This window comes from Oxalobacter aliiformigenes (assembly GCF_027116575.1).
Classification (GTDB): domain Bacteria; phylum Pseudomonadota; class Gammaproteobacteria; order Burkholderiales; family Burkholderiaceae_D; genus Oxalobacter; species Oxalobacter aliiformigenes.
The window spans coordinates 1,601,947-1,616,709 of the sequence record NZ_CP098252.1; the positions used below are offsets into that span (position 1 = coordinate 1,601,947).

The 14,763-nt window shown below is 50.5% G+C and carries 13 protein-coding genes; 6 read left to right on the top strand and 7 right to left on the bottom strand.

The window, feature by feature from the left end; genetic code table 11:
• Position 1: 1 nt before the first annotated feature.
• From NB647_RS07455 to NB647_RS07465, 3 genes are all read left to right on the top strand, one after another.
• Positions 2 to 904 carry a ChaN family lipoprotein gene (locus tag NB647_RS07455; RefSeq protein WP_269282717.1) on the top strand — a complete coding sequence of 301 codons (903 nt, stop codon included), beginning with the start codon at positions 2 to 4 and terminating at the stop codon, positions 902 to 904.
• Positions 897 to 2,627, top strand: coding sequence for an ABC transporter ATP-binding protein/permease (locus tag NB647_RS07460; protein WP_269282720.1), 1,731 nt, complete (start codon positions 897 to 899; stop codon positions 2,625 to 2,627). The genes NB647_RS07455 and NB647_RS07460 overlap by 8 nt, the downstream gene beginning before the upstream one ends.
• Positions 2,628 to 3,205: 578 nt before the next feature.
• The gene (locus NB647_RS07465) at positions 3,206 to 4,582 is read left to right on the top strand and encodes an MATE family efflux transporter (protein ID WP_269282723.1); all 1,377 of its coding nucleotides are present in this window, start codon (positions 3,206 to 3,208) and stop codon (positions 4,580 to 4,582) included.
• A gap of 418 nt (positions 4,583 to 5,000) precedes the next feature.
• Here the strand turns inward: NB647_RS07465 and prmC are convergent, their stop codons facing one another.
• From prmC to NB647_RS07485, 4 genes are all read right to left on the bottom strand, one after another.
• Complete coding sequence (gene prmC / locus NB647_RS07470; RefSeq protein ID WP_269284769.1) at positions 5,001 to 5,864, bottom strand: peptide chain release factor N(5)-glutamine methyltransferase; 864 nt, start codon at positions 5,862 to 5,864, stop codon at positions 5,001 to 5,003.
• A gap of 19 nt (positions 5,865 to 5,883) precedes the next feature.
• Positions 5,884 to 6,345 (bottom strand): disulfide bond formation protein B, encoded by a 462-nt coding sequence (locus NB647_RS07475; RefSeq protein WP_269263974.1) that lies wholly within the window; start codon positions 6,343 to 6,345, stop codon positions 5,884 to 5,886.
• 89 nt (positions 6,346 to 6,434) lie between these two features.
• Positions 6,435 to 7,517, bottom strand: a complete 1,083-nt coding sequence (gene prfA / locus NB647_RS07480) for a peptide chain release factor 1 (protein ID WP_269284772.1) — start codon at positions 7,515 to 7,517, stop codon at positions 6,435 to 6,437.
• 104 nt (positions 7,518 to 7,621) lie between these two features.
• Positions 7,622 to 8,314 carry a response regulator transcription factor gene (locus NB647_RS07485; RefSeq protein ID WP_269282725.1) on the bottom strand — a complete coding sequence of 231 codons (693 nt, stop codon included), beginning with the start codon at positions 8,312 to 8,314 and terminating at the stop codon, positions 7,622 to 7,624.
• Between the two features lie 241 nt (positions 8,315 to 8,555).
• On the opposite strand from NB647_RS07485, the gene NB647_RS07490 reads away from it, so the two are divergent.
• Positions 8,556 to 9,965 (top strand): homospermidine synthase, encoded by a 1,410-nt coding sequence (locus NB647_RS07490; RefSeq protein WP_269282727.1) that lies wholly within the window; start codon positions 8,556 to 8,558, stop codon positions 9,963 to 9,965.
• Between the two features lie 75 nt (positions 9,966 to 10,040).
• On the opposite strand, the gene NB647_RS07495 is transcribed toward NB647_RS07490, so the two are convergent.
• The 3 genes from NB647_RS07495 to NB647_RS07505 are packed head-to-tail and all read right to left on the bottom strand — an operon-like array spanning position 10,041 to position 11,627.
• Positions 10,041 to 10,514, bottom strand: a complete 474-nt coding sequence (locus NB647_RS07495; RefSeq protein WP_269282729.1) for a GNAT family N-acetyltransferase — start codon at positions 10,512 to 10,514, stop codon at positions 10,041 to 10,043.
• A complete protein-coding gene (locus NB647_RS07500; protein ID WP_269282731.1) occupies positions 10,514 to 10,969 on the bottom strand; it encodes a hypothetical protein in 456 nt (151 codons plus the stop codon). Before NB647_RS07500 ends, NB647_RS07495 begins: the two co-directional genes overlap by 1 nt.
• A gap of 10 nt (positions 10,970 to 10,979) precedes the next feature.
• Positions 10,980 to 11,627, bottom strand: coding sequence for a VTT domain-containing protein (locus NB647_RS07505; protein ID WP_269282733.1), 648 nt, complete (start codon positions 11,625 to 11,627; stop codon positions 10,980 to 10,982).
• A 226-nt stretch (positions 11,628 to 11,853) separates the two neighbouring features.
• Between NB647_RS07505 and mutL the strand changes: the two genes are divergently transcribed.
• Together mutL and NB647_RS07515 are read left to right on the top strand one after the other, a co-directional pair.
• Positions 11,854 to 13,734: a DNA mismatch repair endonuclease MutL gene (gene mutL, locus NB647_RS07510; RefSeq protein ID WP_269282735.1), complete on the top strand. Its 1,881-nt coding sequence runs from the start codon at positions 11,854 to 11,856 to the stop codon at positions 13,732 to 13,734.
• A 388-nt stretch (positions 13,735 to 14,122) separates the two neighbouring features.
• Positions 14,123 to 14,587 (top strand): hypothetical protein, encoded by a 465-nt coding sequence (locus NB647_RS07515; protein WP_269263980.1) that lies wholly within the window; start codon positions 14,123 to 14,125, stop codon positions 14,585 to 14,587.
• Positions 14,588 to 14,763: the final 176 nt, after the last annotated feature.

Genomic DNA, 14,763 nt, shown 5'->3' on the forward strand with positions numbered 1-14,763 from the left:
TATGAGCGAAACTGTCAAACCGTCAGCCGTTGCACATCCGCGTGCGACCTGGATCGATCCCGTATCCGGAAAAATCCTGTCTTTCAAGCCACTGATGCAGGAAATGGCAAGCAAGTCCGTTGTCATGCTGGGAGAAACACACGATATCGCCGAAATCCATCGCTGGCAATTGCATGTAGCGGCAACGCTTTATGCGTTGCGTCCGAACATGATGATGGGTTTTGAAATGTTTCCGCGCCGTCTTCAACCCGTTCTCGACGAATGGGTGGATGGCCGGCTCGATACGGAAACATTCCTCAAAAAATCCGAATGGCTCGATGTATGGGGATTTCCGGCCGAAATTTACCTGCCGCTTTTCCACTTCTGCCGCCAGCAGAAAATCAGGATGCTGGCCCTGAATTGTTACCGTGAACTGGTTTCCCGTGTCGGAAAACTGGGATGGAATGCCATTCCCGAAACCGAACGGGATGGCCTGACCCCTGCTGCCCCGGCCACCGGGGCATACTATGCCCATCTGGCCAGTTACGGCAATCATCGAAAACCGGATGATACACCGGCTCCCGACCGCGAACGTTTCATGCGTGCCATGCAAACCTGGGACAGGGCATTCGCCTGCAATATGGCTCATGCCCTTCATGAAATACCGCCGGCCGATCCCAAACCGATCATCATCGGCATAATCGGTCGCGGCCATCTTGAATACGGTCACGGGACACCTTATCAGCTGGCCGATCTCGGCATCACCGATACAGCCGTATTGCTGACTTCGGATAAACCGGAATGGCAGCCGGAACCCGACCGGAAAATAGCCGATGCCATTTTCCGGATCGACACACCGGAACCCCGCGCAACAAGGATCGCCATGCCCAAAAACCGTGAAAGCAAGCAGGCGCAAGATGAATAACACGCTAAAACGCATTGCCGCCCTGGCCTCCCTCTGCATCAAGGGACCGGGAGGCAAAATCGGTATCCTTTACTGTTTTATTGTACTGGCCCTGAATCTCGTCGAAATCCAGCTTGCCCTCAAGATGATCAGCTGGAACAAGGACTTTTACAGTGCGCTGGAAAAATACGATGCACGGGCCGCCTTGTGGCAAATCGGAATTTTCGGTCTTATCACGCTGGCCAGCGCCTCGCAATTTCTGATCGCATCCTATATCCGGCAACTTGTCCAGATCCGTTGGCGAACCACACTGACCCAGGCTTCACTGGAACGCTGGTTCTCCAACAAAGCCTATTGGCACCTGAATACGGACGAAAACTCGCCGCTTGATAATCCCGACCAGAGAATATCGGAAGATTGCCGGATCTTCGTCGACCGGCTGACGGGAAAAGGCCTTGACCTCTTCACCGGACTTGTCGGTCTGACGACCTATTCCGCCCTGTTGTGGAAACTGTCGGCCTTTCCGATCGCTTTCACTCTCTTCGGAACGGAAATCGTCATTGAGCATTACCTTGTCTGGGCTGCACCCGTATACGTTCTGATCTCCAGTGGACTGACCCACTGGATGGGAGCACCACTCATGAAACTGAACGTCATTCAGCAACACAGGGAAGCCGATATGCGTTTCGCACTGGCCCGCCTGCGAGAATCCAAGGAAGCGGTCGCATTGGAAAACGGCGAAAAAGCGGAACGCGAAATTATCGACAGGCGTTACAAACGTATCCTCGAAAACTGGCGTCATCGCATCAACCGGGAATTTATCCTCGGCATATTCACCCGGCCATACTATATGACGGTTCTGCGTATTCCGCTGTTTCTGGCATTTCCGGCTTATCTGACAGGCTACGTCGCTCTGGGAGGACTGATGCAACTCGGATCGGCATTCACCCGTCTGGTCACCACTTTGTCGTGGTTCATTTTTTCCTACAAGGAACTGGCCGAACTGTCCGCCACCGCCAACCGTCTGGCCTCCTTCATGAGTCAGGCCGAAGCCGTCGGCAAGCAGCCCTCGCCTCTCGTGGAAATCATTTCACCGGATGACAGACTCCACATCCATGACCTGACTGTCCGCAATCCCTCCGGACAAAACCTGCTTCATATTCCAGAACTGATCGTCAGACCGGGCGAAGCCGTCTGGATTGACGGGCCATCCGGTATCGGCAAGTCGACATTGCTGAAAGCGCTCTCCGGAATCTGGCCGCACTGTGACGGACAGGTGGCATTGCCTTCCGGAAAAACGCTCTTTTTACCCCAGAAGGCCTATTTGCCACTCGGCAATCTGGCCGAATGCGTCGCCTATCCAGACAAGCCCGACAATGTGGAATGCATCCGCCAGTTGCTGAAAAGTGTCGGACTGACCTGTCCCCGCCATGAAACCCAGCTTGAACAGGCCGCTGAACTCGGCAGCGATTACCGGCTATCCGGCGGTGAACAGCAACGACTCATGATCGCCCGCATTCTGGCGACACGGCCCGAATGGGTCTTTCTGGACGAAGCAACCAGTTCGCTTGACGCACAGGCAGAAGAACAACTCTATCGTCTGCTGCGGACATCCCTTCCGGATACAGGTTTCATCGTTATTGCCCATCGTGAGCCAAAAGGACTCGGCGAATACCGCCATATCGACCTCTGGAACAAACCCCGTCATCCGATGCAGGATGAACTGGCCGCTGCCGCAGCCTGAAAAAGAATCTGTCGGCAAAAACCGGCTTTTCAAACCGTATTCCGTCATTTACGTAAAACCGGCCCGAGCCAGCAAGCCAGGCCGGTTTTCGATCTGTTTTCCTGCACCGTGAAAAGAACTCACGATTGCCGCAATTTTGATGACGTGCTTCCGGCCATATCAGCCAAACCGTATCAGATGGCCATTTCTGATAACAAAATTATCGCCCCCTCTATCCGACAATACCCGGTACGATATTTCCTCTTCAAACAAGTCAACCCTGTATTTATCCCCCGGCAATGTCTTTATGTGACATCCGATTTTCTTGTCAAATAACTTGTTTTCATTCATGAACATGCTCCGGTTTTGCCTGTTTTCCACACATCAAAACATCAATTGAAATCATCGGGACGACATGTAAAAACATGTAGCCGGACGAATAGATGGTGACAGGACAAATTTCCGATCATTCCGGACCACCTGCCTTTCCCCCGGATAAACTTGACATCGATACCGGAAACCGATAATTAGAAACTTTGCAAACAAACGGAAGAAAATACGGACGAAGTGACAATCCGGCCTGATTCATCCGATACAGTATGAAAAACAAGGAACTCCGGTATGAAGAACGGCTGGGACAGGAAAATCTGCTCCCGCTCATTTTCAAAATGGCATTACCGGCAATCGCTGCCCAGTTTGTCAACCTGCTCTATAACCTGGTAGACCGGATCTATATCGGCCACATTCCCGGTATCGGAACGGAAGCGCTGGCCGGTGTCGGCGTGACGACGTCCATCATCATACTGATTTCCTCCTTTTCCGCCATTGTAGGCGGTGGTGGTGCACCACTGGCTGCCATTGCCTTGGGACAGGGCAACCGCGAACGTGCCGGCAAAATCCTGGGTAACGGATTCCTCCTGCTGATCGCTTTTACCCTGGTCACGTCATCCATTGCCTACACATTCATGGAACCGATCCTGCTTTTTACAGGAGCCTCCGAAAACACGCTTTCCTATGCCAGGGATTATTTGTCCATCTATCTTCTCGGAACACTATTTGTCGAACTGTCCACAGGATTGAATACATTCATCAATATACAGGGACGTCCGACCGTCAGCATGTATGCCGTACTGACAGGCGCCATACTGAACATCATACTGGATCCCATTTTCATATTCTGGCTGGATTTCGGTGTGAAAGGAGCCGCCATCGCCACCGTCCTTGCACAAATCGGCAGCGCCACATGTGTCATCGGTTTCCTGTGTTCGAACCGTGCCACACTTCCCCTGGAAAAACGATACATAAAACCGGATCTGAAGATCGTCGCAAGCATAGTGGCACTGGGAATTTCGCCTTTTGTCATGTCCAGTACGGAAAGTCTTGTCGGTTTCGTACTGAACAGCAACCTGAAAATATATGGCGACATTTACGTCAGTGCCCTCACTATCCTGCAAAGCTCCATGCAGATTGCCGGCGTTCCTCTGGTCGGTTTTGCACAAGGGTTCGTCCCGGTCGCCAGCTACAATTACGGTCGCGGCAATACACAACGCGTGAAAAACTGCGCCTACATCGCTCTGGCCATCATGTTTTCATTCAATCTGGCACTCATACTGGTCATGATGCTCTTCCCCGATACCATAGCACGGGCATTCACCAGTGATACCCGACTGATAGATACTGTCAGCTGGGCCATGCCGGTCTTTCTGGGCGGCATGACTATTTTCGGTTTGCAACGGGCTTGCCAGAACATGTTCGTCGCATTGGGACAGGCCAAAATTTCCATCTTTATCGCCCTGTTGCGCAAAATCATTTTACTTATCCCACTCGCCCTGCTGCTGTCCCGGATCATGGGCGTTACAGGTATTTACGCAGCCGAAGCCATTGCAGACGGAACAGCGGCCATTTGCTGCACGCTGATTTTCATCTGGCAATTTCCCCGGATACTTCGAAAACAGGCCCGGCCGGAAAAAAACTGAGCCAGATTGTTTCACCGGCTTCCTGTTTTTTCACCGGACGGTTCATCAAAAAAAAACAATTCGGTTTTCCGTTTTCATAAAACGGGACAGACACTCATTTTTCGCCCGTCTCGCCAATATCGCTTCATATAAACCACCGGAAACATACTGGCAAGATTTCCCGATTCATATTGATTGTTTCAGAAAATCATCATTTGTTCCGGAAACAGGGTATCCCGACCGTTAAAACCGGGCAGCAATATAAAACGTTTTCACTTTATTCCGGCTGCCGGCCAACACAGAGACCCCTGCCCCGAAAACCGGTAAGGCAACGATGGCGAAACAGGAAATCTCGCGGGAATAAACAGATTACCTGTCTCTGCATTCCGGAACAGACTGTCTGGATTTACCCAAAAATCCCAACCGGATTCCGGCACATTCAATCCGGCAACTGTCCACCGCTGACCCGTTCAATACCTGCAAGATCTTTCCAGCTCTGAACCTGCGAATATCCTTTGGCCGCCAGTTTTTTTCTGACGGCACCGGATTGATCGTAACCATGTTCCATCAACAACCACCCTCTTTTTTTCAGCCAGACAGGTGCCTGATCGATCAAAATATCCAGCGCCGACAGACCGTCGGCATAATCAGTCAATGCCGATAACGGTTCAAACCGCAAATCGCCCTGTTGCAAATGCCCGTCTCCGGAATGAATATAGGGTGGATTGGATACAATCAGGTCAAAACGGCTGCCCGGTTCAAGTGCATCAAACCAGCTCCCCTGCAAAAAACGGACGGACCGTTTCTCTCCCAGATTGGAAACGGCATTCTTACGGGCAATGCCAAGCGCTTTTTCAGAAACATCTGTCGCCCATATTTCTGCATCGGGACGTATGGCGGCCACAGAAACGGCAATCGCACCCGAACCGGTTCCCAGATCGGCGAGCCGGCCACGATCAGGCAAACGCTCCAGTGCCAGATCAACCAGCAATTCCGTTTCGGGTCTGGGAATAAGTACATCCGGAGTCACGGTAAAAGGCAATCCGTAAAATTCCCTGAAGCCGACAATATAGGCGACAGGTTCACCCGCCAGCCGTCTTGACAGGACACCGGATACGGCACGTGCCTGTTCTTCTGTCAATTCATGATCGGAATGGGTGATCAGTTTCACTCGTGTAAAACCGATGGCATGTTCCAGCAGAACACGCAACTCGAGCGGATCCATCCGTACGGAAGAAAAAAGGGATTGGACCGTCATGCCGGCCCGGACGACAGGTTTGCCATTTTCATTGCTGCCGGACATATCGCCCGATGTCTCCCGTTTATCCACGTCGCATGATTCCTGCAAAAACGACCGCGAAAATGAAAAACCAGACGAGTGACCATTGAGGAGGAGTCAGTCCCAGAATCGGCTCCAGGATATCGCCACACAGACTGTCGGAATGAAACAAAACAGGTAACCATTTGGCCGGCCACAGGCCATTGATAGCCGCTTCCATCGGATCGCGGCCACACTGGATCGCAGGATGCGCGATAACCCACAACTGATATATCGCCAATCCCATTCCCGCCAGTGAAGAAAGAAGCGCAGCAAAGGCACTGGCCCGTATTTTCCCCGAAACAAGGCCCAAGGCACAAAAAAGACCTGTACCAATGAATGCATACCGTTGCAATACACAAAGCGGACAGGGCAATATTTTCCAGAAAAACTGAAGATAAAGTGCAAACAGGATAAAACCTGTACAAAGCAGCAAAATAGCGATCAGAAAATGTCGGGATTTCATAAGCGATTTATACAACCCCGCGAAAGATCCCGCAATGCCTCATCCGCCTTCAGAAGAAATATCTTTCATAAACTTGATTTCGGGCAAATTCAGACATTTTCCGCCATTTCAGCGAGCAATTCGGCACGGTGTTCCGCCGCCAGAGCATTGACCAGTTCATCCAGATCGCCGTCCATGATGAATTCAAGCTTATAGAGTGTCAGATTGATACGATGGTCCGTCACCCGCCCCTGTGGGTAATTATATGTCCGGATACGTTCACTGCGGTCACCCGAACCGATCAGGTTCTTGCGGGTTGCCGCCTCTTTGGCCTGCTGTTCCCGCAATTGTTTGTCCTTGATACGCGAGGCAAGCACCAGCATGGCCTGAGCCTTGTTCTTGTGCTGGCTCCGGTCATCCTGGCATTCCACCACAATACCGGTCGGCAAGTGAGTGATACGGACGGCCGAATCCGTCTTGTTGATATGCTGGCCTCCGGCACCCGATGCCCTGAACGTATCGATCCGGATATCCGCGGGGTTGATATGTACATCACTGACGTCGTCCGCTTCCGGCATGACCGCTACCGTACAGGCGGAAGTATGGATACGGCCCTGTGTTTCCGTAACCGGAACCCGCTGCACCCGGTGACCACCCGATTCGAATTTGAGTCTGGAGTAAACATCCCTGCCGACAAGACGGACGATCACTTCGCGATATCCGCCCAGTTCAGACATAGAAGCGGACACGACTTCCACCTTCCAGCGGTTTTTTTCGGCAAATCGTGTATACATTCTGAGCAGATCGCCGGCAAACAGCGCGGACTCGTCTCCTCCCGTTCCGGCCCGGATTTCAAGGAAAATATTCTTGCCATCGTTCGGATCTTTCGGCAAAAGCATGACTTGTAAATCATTCTCGATTCCTGCCAGCTTTTCTTCCGCCTCATTGATCTCCTGCTGGGCGAATTCCTTCATTTCGGGATCGGAAAGCATTTCCCTGGCCGTCTCGACATCCTGCTGAACCTGGCTGAAATCCTTGTACAGAGCCACCACCGGTGCCAGCTCGGCATGTTCACGATTCAGCCTGCGATAATTTTCCTGGTCGGACACTACTTCAGGCTGCATCAGCAATTCATCGATTTCGGTCAGACGTTCGGACAGATGCTCCAGTTTGGCCAGCATTGAAGGTTTCATGGTCATGCAAAAAGTCGTATCAAGAATGCAATCGGTAAAACGGACATTATAACGTGAACCATGCCCCCGTTTACCCGGAGAAATGCAAAGACCGTCATATCACTTCAGACTTCGACAAGCTGATAACCATAACCGTAAACCTGTTGCAGGCGATAACCATGCTCTTCTTTCAGATCCAATTTGTTCCGGACTCTTGAAACATGGGTATCGATTGTCCGGCTCAATTCATTTTCACTCGAAAACCAGATCGTTTCCTCAATCGTCACGCGCGACAGGGGTTGCCCGATATGTCTGAACAAAAGACAGGCCAGCTCGAATTCTTTGACTGTCAGTTCGATTTCTTTTCCATCGCGCAAGACTTTGTTCGGAAAACGGGAAAAAACAAAAGGACCATTCCGGAAAACGTTCGCAGCGTAGTCGGACGGATACACCTGCCTGATCAGCAGGCTGATGCGTGTAACCAGTTCGTCCGGCCTGAGAGGCAAACAGATAAAATCTGTCATGCCTGCCTCATTGAACTTCATGAGCGAATCCCGTCTTTTTGCTTGCGTCACAACCAGCACCGGAAAAACAGCCTCCGATTTGCGGCACTGCCTGATCCAGCTTTCTTTCAGGTCATCATCAAGACCCGCGCCCAATACGACAACGCCTTTGAATCCATTTACCAGATAGTGAAACAGGGATTCCTGCACTTTTCCGGAAATAATCGCCTTTTCACAAGCGAATCCCGACATCGACAAAGACCGTTCAAGTTTCGAGATGGACAGACTGTCCGTATCAGCCACAAAAACTTTCATGAAAACCGCTGAAAAAATAACAATATCTCACAAAAAAGGCCGGATTGATTCCATTTAGCGCCGCTAACTTATCAAACCCGTCAATCGGCGTTAAAATTGACATAAAATAACCTATCTTCTCGTCTTTTGTATCCATATTCTCACAAAGCAATATGATGCAAAAGAACATTTAATTCAACCATTTTCATTCACTTGTTTCCTGCTAGTTACCGGCAGGAAAATCACTGGATAAGGAAAGCAATTGGAAAACAAACTCGCAAATTTTACGGGAAAAATCATTTTCATCGGTTTCGGCAGTATTGCAAAAGGCGTTCTCCCGTTATTTTTGCGGCATCTACCGCTTACTCCCGACCGTATCCGGATCATCGCCGCCGATCCGGACAATGAAGAGATCGCCAGCCGTTATAACATCCCCTATCATCAAATCCGTCTGACAGAAAGCAATTACCGTCCCGTTCTGGAACCTCTTCTCGAAAAAGGTGATTTTCTGGTCAATTTATCCGTTTTCGTATCCAGTATAGCCCTGATTGAACTCTGCAGAGAAAAAGAAGTACTGTATATCGACACATCCATCGAACCCTGGGAAGGCGGCTATACCGATACCAGCGCGTCCGCTTCGGCACGTTCCAATTATGCCCTGCGCGAAGCCGCACTCGAATTCGGCCGCATAAACCCCGGAGGGTCGACCGCAATTGTATGTCAGGGCGCAAATCCGGGTATGGTATCCGGTTTCCTCAAGCAGGCACTTCTTAATGTCGCCAAAGACAACGGTATCGACGCCAGACCGGCCACACGTGAAGACTGGGCTACCCTGGCACGGCAGCTGGACATCAGGGTCATTCATGTCGCCGAACGCGATACCCAGAACACTTCTGTCAGAAAAAAACGGAACGAGTTCGTCAACACCTGGTCGATCGACGGTTTTATCGGCGAGGGTCTCCAGCCGGCCGAACTTGGCTGGGGAACCCATGAAAAACACTGGCCCAAAGATGCCGGAACCCATTCATTCGGATGTCAGGCCGCCATCTATCTCAACCAGCCCGGCGCAGCCACACAAGTCCGAAGCTGGACACCGATGGAAGGACCCTACCACGGTTTCCTCATTACCCATTCCGAATCCATTTCCATTGCCGATTATCTGACCGTTCGGGAAAACGGCGAAGTGGTTTATCGCCCGACCGTTCATTATGCCTACCATCCCAGCGATGACGCGGTTCTCTCCGTTCATGAACTGGCAGGCAAAAACTGGCAGGAACAACCCGTCAAACGCCTCATGCGCGATGAAATCGAGGAAGGGGTGGATGAACTGGGCGTACTTCTGATGGGCAATCCGAAAGGCGTTTACTGGTATGGTTCGCATCTCGGTATCGATGAAGCCCGTAAAAGTGCTCCTTACAACAACGCAACCAGTCTGCAAGTCGCGGCAGGGGTATTGGCCGGCGTCATCTGGGCAATCCGGAACCCGGGTCTGGGAGTTATCGAACCGGACGATATCAACCACGAAACCATGCTGGAAATCGCACGACCCTATCTGGGCGAAGTCATCGGCTCTTATGGCGAGTGGACTCCGCTTGAAAACCGGAACTGGCCTTTCGAGGAAGATATCGATCCGGAAGATCCGTTCCAGTTCAAGAATATCCGTGTCAAATAGTTTCTTAACGCATAGGAAAACGCAATGGTTTTCCAAACCATTGCGTTTTTTCATATCCGGTGACAGAAAATTTTGTCAAACGGCAATTTTGTGTTTGCGCCCGCCCGTTTCATAAAAACGTTCCGCCCTGAAAAAGGCAAGTGCCTCTTCCATCACGAAAAAAGCCGGCAAGGTTGCCTGAAGGCGTTTACCCTTGCATGAGCGTGTAAATCGTTTGGCTTCCTCAACCAACAGACGACCGATCTGCCTGCGCCGGTAATCGCGTCTGACATACAGTCTGTCCAGAATCGCATAAGGTTCTTCACGTATCTGTACCGGCATCTGGAAAACCGTACAAAATCCGAAAGGATGTCCTTTCGGAGACCTTGCCACAAAAACAGCGTAATCCGGCATATCCAGAAATTCCGGAAGTTTTTCCCTGATTTTCTGATCATCCGGAACAAAACCGGCCATACCGGACTGTGAAGCGACATCTTCCAGAAACTCGCATGTCAATACCACCAGATCACGCAAGTCACTACTATCCGCTTTGTTGACGACGACATTCATTATTTCCAGTTACACCCGCCGCTGTACGCTACCTGGGTTTCAAAAGGCTTTGCCGTTGCAATCCGCACACCATTATCCTTGCGCTTTACATAGGCCAGATGGCGCTCCTTGTCTTCGGCAATCATGTATTCCATACCGGGTTGTAAATCGGCCTTGATTTTGTAACAGCGCAAATCTTCCGGCATGACGATGTGTCCTCCCTGGATATTCATCGCACCGATCACATGCTTTCCTGCCGTTACGACAAATACCACATTGTCGTAAGGATTGGGAGTATCCGACAAATCGAGATGTTTGCCATCCAGTCCCCGGAAAAACAGCGAACCTTCCTGAAGAATGGCCGTTTTTGACGGTTCATGCAATGGCGCCCCGTTGACGGCGATCTGTCTCGGCTTCGAACAGGCCGCCAGAAGAAAAAACGACAGTAAAATGATACCCTTGGAGAAACGACGCATACTTCATCCATCAGTTAGAACGCAAAGCTCTCTGGAAAAGCTTCCAGAGACCGCCAAGAATAACCGGAACAACTGCTGCACAGACACCGAGCAGCACGATCGTATTCAGATGGTTCCGAATAACGGGAATATTGCCAAAGAAATACCCCCCCAGAACCAGTCCCACCACCCAGACAATTGCACCGGCAACATTGTAAAGCTGGAATTTTAACAGATGCATTTCCGTCACACCGGCCACAAATGGAGCGAATGTACGTACCAGAGGGACAAAACGGCACATAGTGATGGTTTTACCGCCATGTTTTTCAAAAAAGACATGAGTATAATGCAGGGCTTTCTTGTCGATCCACCGGTAATCCCTGGTGAAAACAGCCCTCCCGATTTTCCGCCCGATAAAATAATTCAGATTATCCCCGGTAACCGCGGCGATAATCAGCAGAATGATCAGCAATTCAAGATGCATCGCACCGGTCGCACAAAACGCACCGGCAATGAACAAAAGAGAATCCCCCGGAAGAAAGGGAGCCACAACCAGACCAGTCTCACAGAAAATGATAGCGAACAGAACGACATATACCCACGTTCCATATTGGGAAATAATCGTACCCAAAGCCTTATCGACATGCAGAATCACGCCGAGCAATTGCATGAAATCCATAATCGGATAAAAATAAAAGAAAAAGACAGATTGAAGTATAGAAGAAAATCGAGAGAAAAACGGGAAATTTACCGCCAGTTGCAGTCTTTTTTAACTTGTGGACTTGAAAATCACCGCTATATTATCATCTCTCAAACCGGTATGCCCTGATATGAAGATCGCATAATCTTGTCGCAAATCCATTCTGCGGGAAGATGGACAATACTCCACGATATAATACTGCGTTATGGAAACGGAAATCAGACAAGTCCCTCCTTTAAAAAAAGGTATCATCCGGCTGTTGCCCGATACGCTCATTTCCCAGATTGCGGCAGGTGAAGTTGTCGAACGCCCCTCAGCCGTCGTCAAGGAATTGCTGGAAAATGCTGTCGATGCCGGCGCGACACAGATCGATATCCGGCTCGAAAACGGAGGAATCAGGCGAATCGCCATCAGTGACAACGGTTGCGGCATTCCGCCGGAACAGCTTCAGCTGGCCCTGACCCGCCACGCCACGTCCAAAATCACCTCACTGGACGATCTTGAAAACGTCGCCACACTGGGATTCAGGGGAGAGGCACTTGCCTCCATCGCTTCCGTCGCCGATTTGACTCTTCAGTCCAGAACGGCAGAACAACCCCATGCATGGCAAATCAGGGGAAACGATCCCTCCAGAATCCTGACCCCTTCTTCAGGTACACAGGGAACACGGGTAGAAGTCAACGAACTGTATGCCAATACACCGGCACGACGGAAATTTCTGAAATCGGAACAAACCGAATATGGTCATTGCGCCGAAATTGTTCGCCGGATCGCCCTTGCCCAGCCCGGTATCCGCTTCACGCTTACGCACAATGGAAAAATAACCGCCCAATACAATGCCAACAATCTGCCCCAACGCTGCAACCAGATTCTGGGAGAAACGCTTTCGCAATCCCAGTTGCCGGTTGACTTGACGGTTGGCGAAGGCAAGGACAAACTGTCTCTGAACGGCTTTATCGGCCTTCCGACCGCATCAAGAACCCGTGGCGACATGCAGTATTTTTATGTCAACGGCCGTTTCGTTCGGGACAGACTATTGACCCATGCCGTTCGCGCTGCCTATGAAGACGTATTGCACGGCAACCGTTTTCCTGTCTATATCCTGTATCTGACACTGGATCCATCCCGGGTGGATGTCAACGTCCACCCGGCAAAAATCGAAGTCCGCTTTCGCGACAGCCGTGCCATCCACCATTTCATTTACCAGTCGATCAGTCGCATACTGGCCCGGACAATGGAACCCGGCCCGGACACGGAAGAACAGTTTTCATCCTCGCTTATCCAGTCACCACCAGATCAGGGAGCGGTTTCATGGAGAAACACTCCTCCCCCGACCCGTTTCAGGATTGAACAGAAAACAGAATCATACGGCACTCTTTTCAAGAAAGCATTACACCAGACGGACACGGCAGTCTCTTTCAATCCACCCAAAACGGAAACACCATCAGAGCCGGGATTCCAGTCCGTACAGGGCGACTTCCCTGCTCCGGAAGGGGCAGAAGAATTTCCGTTGGGTTTCGCACTCGCACAACTGCATGACATTTATATTCTGGCTCAAAACAGGCAAGGCCTCGTACTCGTCGACATGCATGCCGCACACGAACGCATTGTGTACGAAAAACTCAAAAACGCTCTCAACGAAAAAAACCTCGAAACCCAGGCACTGCTCATTCCGATCACACTGAAAATCAGCGAAGTTGAAGCCGGCACCGTTACCGAAAACAGGGAAACACTGCTGGAACTGGGATTTGATGTATCGCCCCTGTCTCCCGAAACCATCGCGATCCGGACTGTACCGACCCTTTTGAAACAGGCCGATATCCCGACAGTCATGCACAATATTCTTCGTGATCTGCATGAATACGGAACCTCCCGGGTCGCCCGGGAAAAAAGAAACGAACTGCTGGCAACCGTCGCTTGTCACAATGCCGTCCGTGCCAACCGTGTCCTGACGATTCCGGAAATGAACGCCCTCCTCCGCCAGATGGAAACCACAGAGCGTGCAGACCAGTGCAATCACGGCAGACCGACCTGGACCCAACTGGCCCTTTCCGATCTTGACGCGCTTTTCATGCGGGGGCAGTAAACACGAATACAACGGAAAACCGTCTTCTGCACCCCATGCCCCCCGGATAACAAAACAGATCTGTCTTGTCATCCATTCCATCTGGCGAAAAGACTTTCCTGTATCCGATACATTTCTCTACAGGAAAATACCGGTACATTTACTCTTTGACTCACGAGCGGAAATCATGGCACCCAAACTGAACCCAGCGATACTCCAAATATTTTCCGGATCAAACAACCCATACCCTATACACTTCGAATCAACGACATGGAACTTCACGAAGCAGGTCATTTGAAAATAAACGCTACAATATCCAAACTGGATAATAAAACCGGCAAATGAAATAATCACACAACGGATGAAGTAACTGTTCTCAAAAAACGTGAAAAAATCAAGGAGCTGAAAAATGAAAATCAGGATTGTCACCGCAGCAATCGCGAGTCTTTTGACATGTTGTCCAGCCCTGGCGGGCGACTATGCCACGGCATTGGGTGAATGCCTGTACAAAAACACGACATCTGCAGACAAAACCACTCTGACACAATGGGCGTTTGTCACACTGGGCAAAAGCAGCGCCACAAAATCCATTGCAAGCATTCCGGCGGCGAAAACCCAGGAAATCGACCAGAAAACAAAGAATCTGCTCATGAAACTGGCCACATCATCATGCAGCAAGGAAGCCGTTCAGGTAGCTTTGCATGAACCGACTACCGGCCTGCAGGATGCCGTAACCGCCATGAGTACAGAAATGATACGCGAGCAGATCCGGACACAGGCAAAAAACGTCCTCTCCAATTCCCTGTTGACTTCAGGTAACGGCCTTCAATCCGGTTCAGGAAGCAATCTTATAAAAAATCTTCTAAAAAAATAAAAAAGAGCACATCCCTTCCGGATTGATCCCATTGCATTTACATCATGGGCAGATTCAGGCGAATGATATTGTTTTCCGGGAAACGGCATTCATCCTGTGTCGCTAGGAATATCCTGCGTATTTCCTGACATGTTCAAATACCGGAAAATACCTGGCAAGCCGGATATTTTCCGACA

What these genes read in the sequence shown, in the direction of transcription:
- NB647_RS07500 (WP_269282731.1), bottom strand. Translation starts at nt 10,969, where the DNA reads ATGCGTCGTTTCTCCAAGGGTATCATTTTACTGTCGTTTTTTCTTCTG.
- NB647_RS07485 (WP_269282725.1), bottom strand. Translation starts at nt 8,314, where the DNA reads ATGAAAGTTTTTGTGGCTGATACGGACAGTCTGTCCATCTCGAAACTT.
- NB647_RS07455 (WP_269282717.1), top strand. Translation starts at nt 2, where the DNA reads ATGAGCGAAACTGTCAAACCGTCAGCCGTTGCACATCCGCGTGCGACC.
- NB647_RS07505 (WP_269282733.1), bottom strand. Translation starts at nt 11,627, where the DNA reads ATGGATTTCATGCAATTGCTCGGCGTGATTCTGCATGTCGATAAGGCT.
- NB647_RS07515 (WP_269263980.1), top strand. Translation starts at nt 14,123, where the DNA reads ATGAAAATCAGGATTGTCACCGCAGCAATCGCGAGTCTTTTGACATGT.
- prfA (WP_269284772.1), bottom strand. Translation starts at nt 7,517, where the DNA reads ATGAAACCTTCAATGCTGGCCAAACTGGAGCATCTGTCCGAACGTCTG.
- mutL (WP_269282735.1), top strand. Translation starts at nt 11,854, where the DNA reads ATGGAAACGGAAATCAGACAAGTCCCTCCTTTAAAAAAAGGTATCATC.
- prmC (WP_269284769.1), bottom strand. Translation starts at nt 5,864, where the DNA reads ATGTCCGGCAGCAATGAAAATGGCAAACCTGTCGTCCGGGCCGGCATG.
- NB647_RS07465 (WP_269282723.1), top strand. Translation starts at nt 3,206, where the DNA reads ATGAAAAACAAGGAACTCCGGTATGAAGAACGGCTGGGACAGGAAAAT.
- NB647_RS07475 (WP_269263974.1), bottom strand. Translation starts at nt 6,345, where the DNA reads ATGAAATCCCGACATTTTCTGATCGCTATTTTGCTGCTTTGTACAGGT.
- NB647_RS07460 (WP_269282720.1), top strand. Translation starts at nt 897, where the DNA reads ATGAATAACACGCTAAAACGCATTGCCGCCCTGGCCTCCCTCTGCATC.
- NB647_RS07495 (WP_269282729.1), bottom strand. Translation starts at nt 10,514, where the DNA reads ATGAATGTCGTCGTCAACAAAGCGGATAGTAGTGACTTGCGTGATCTG.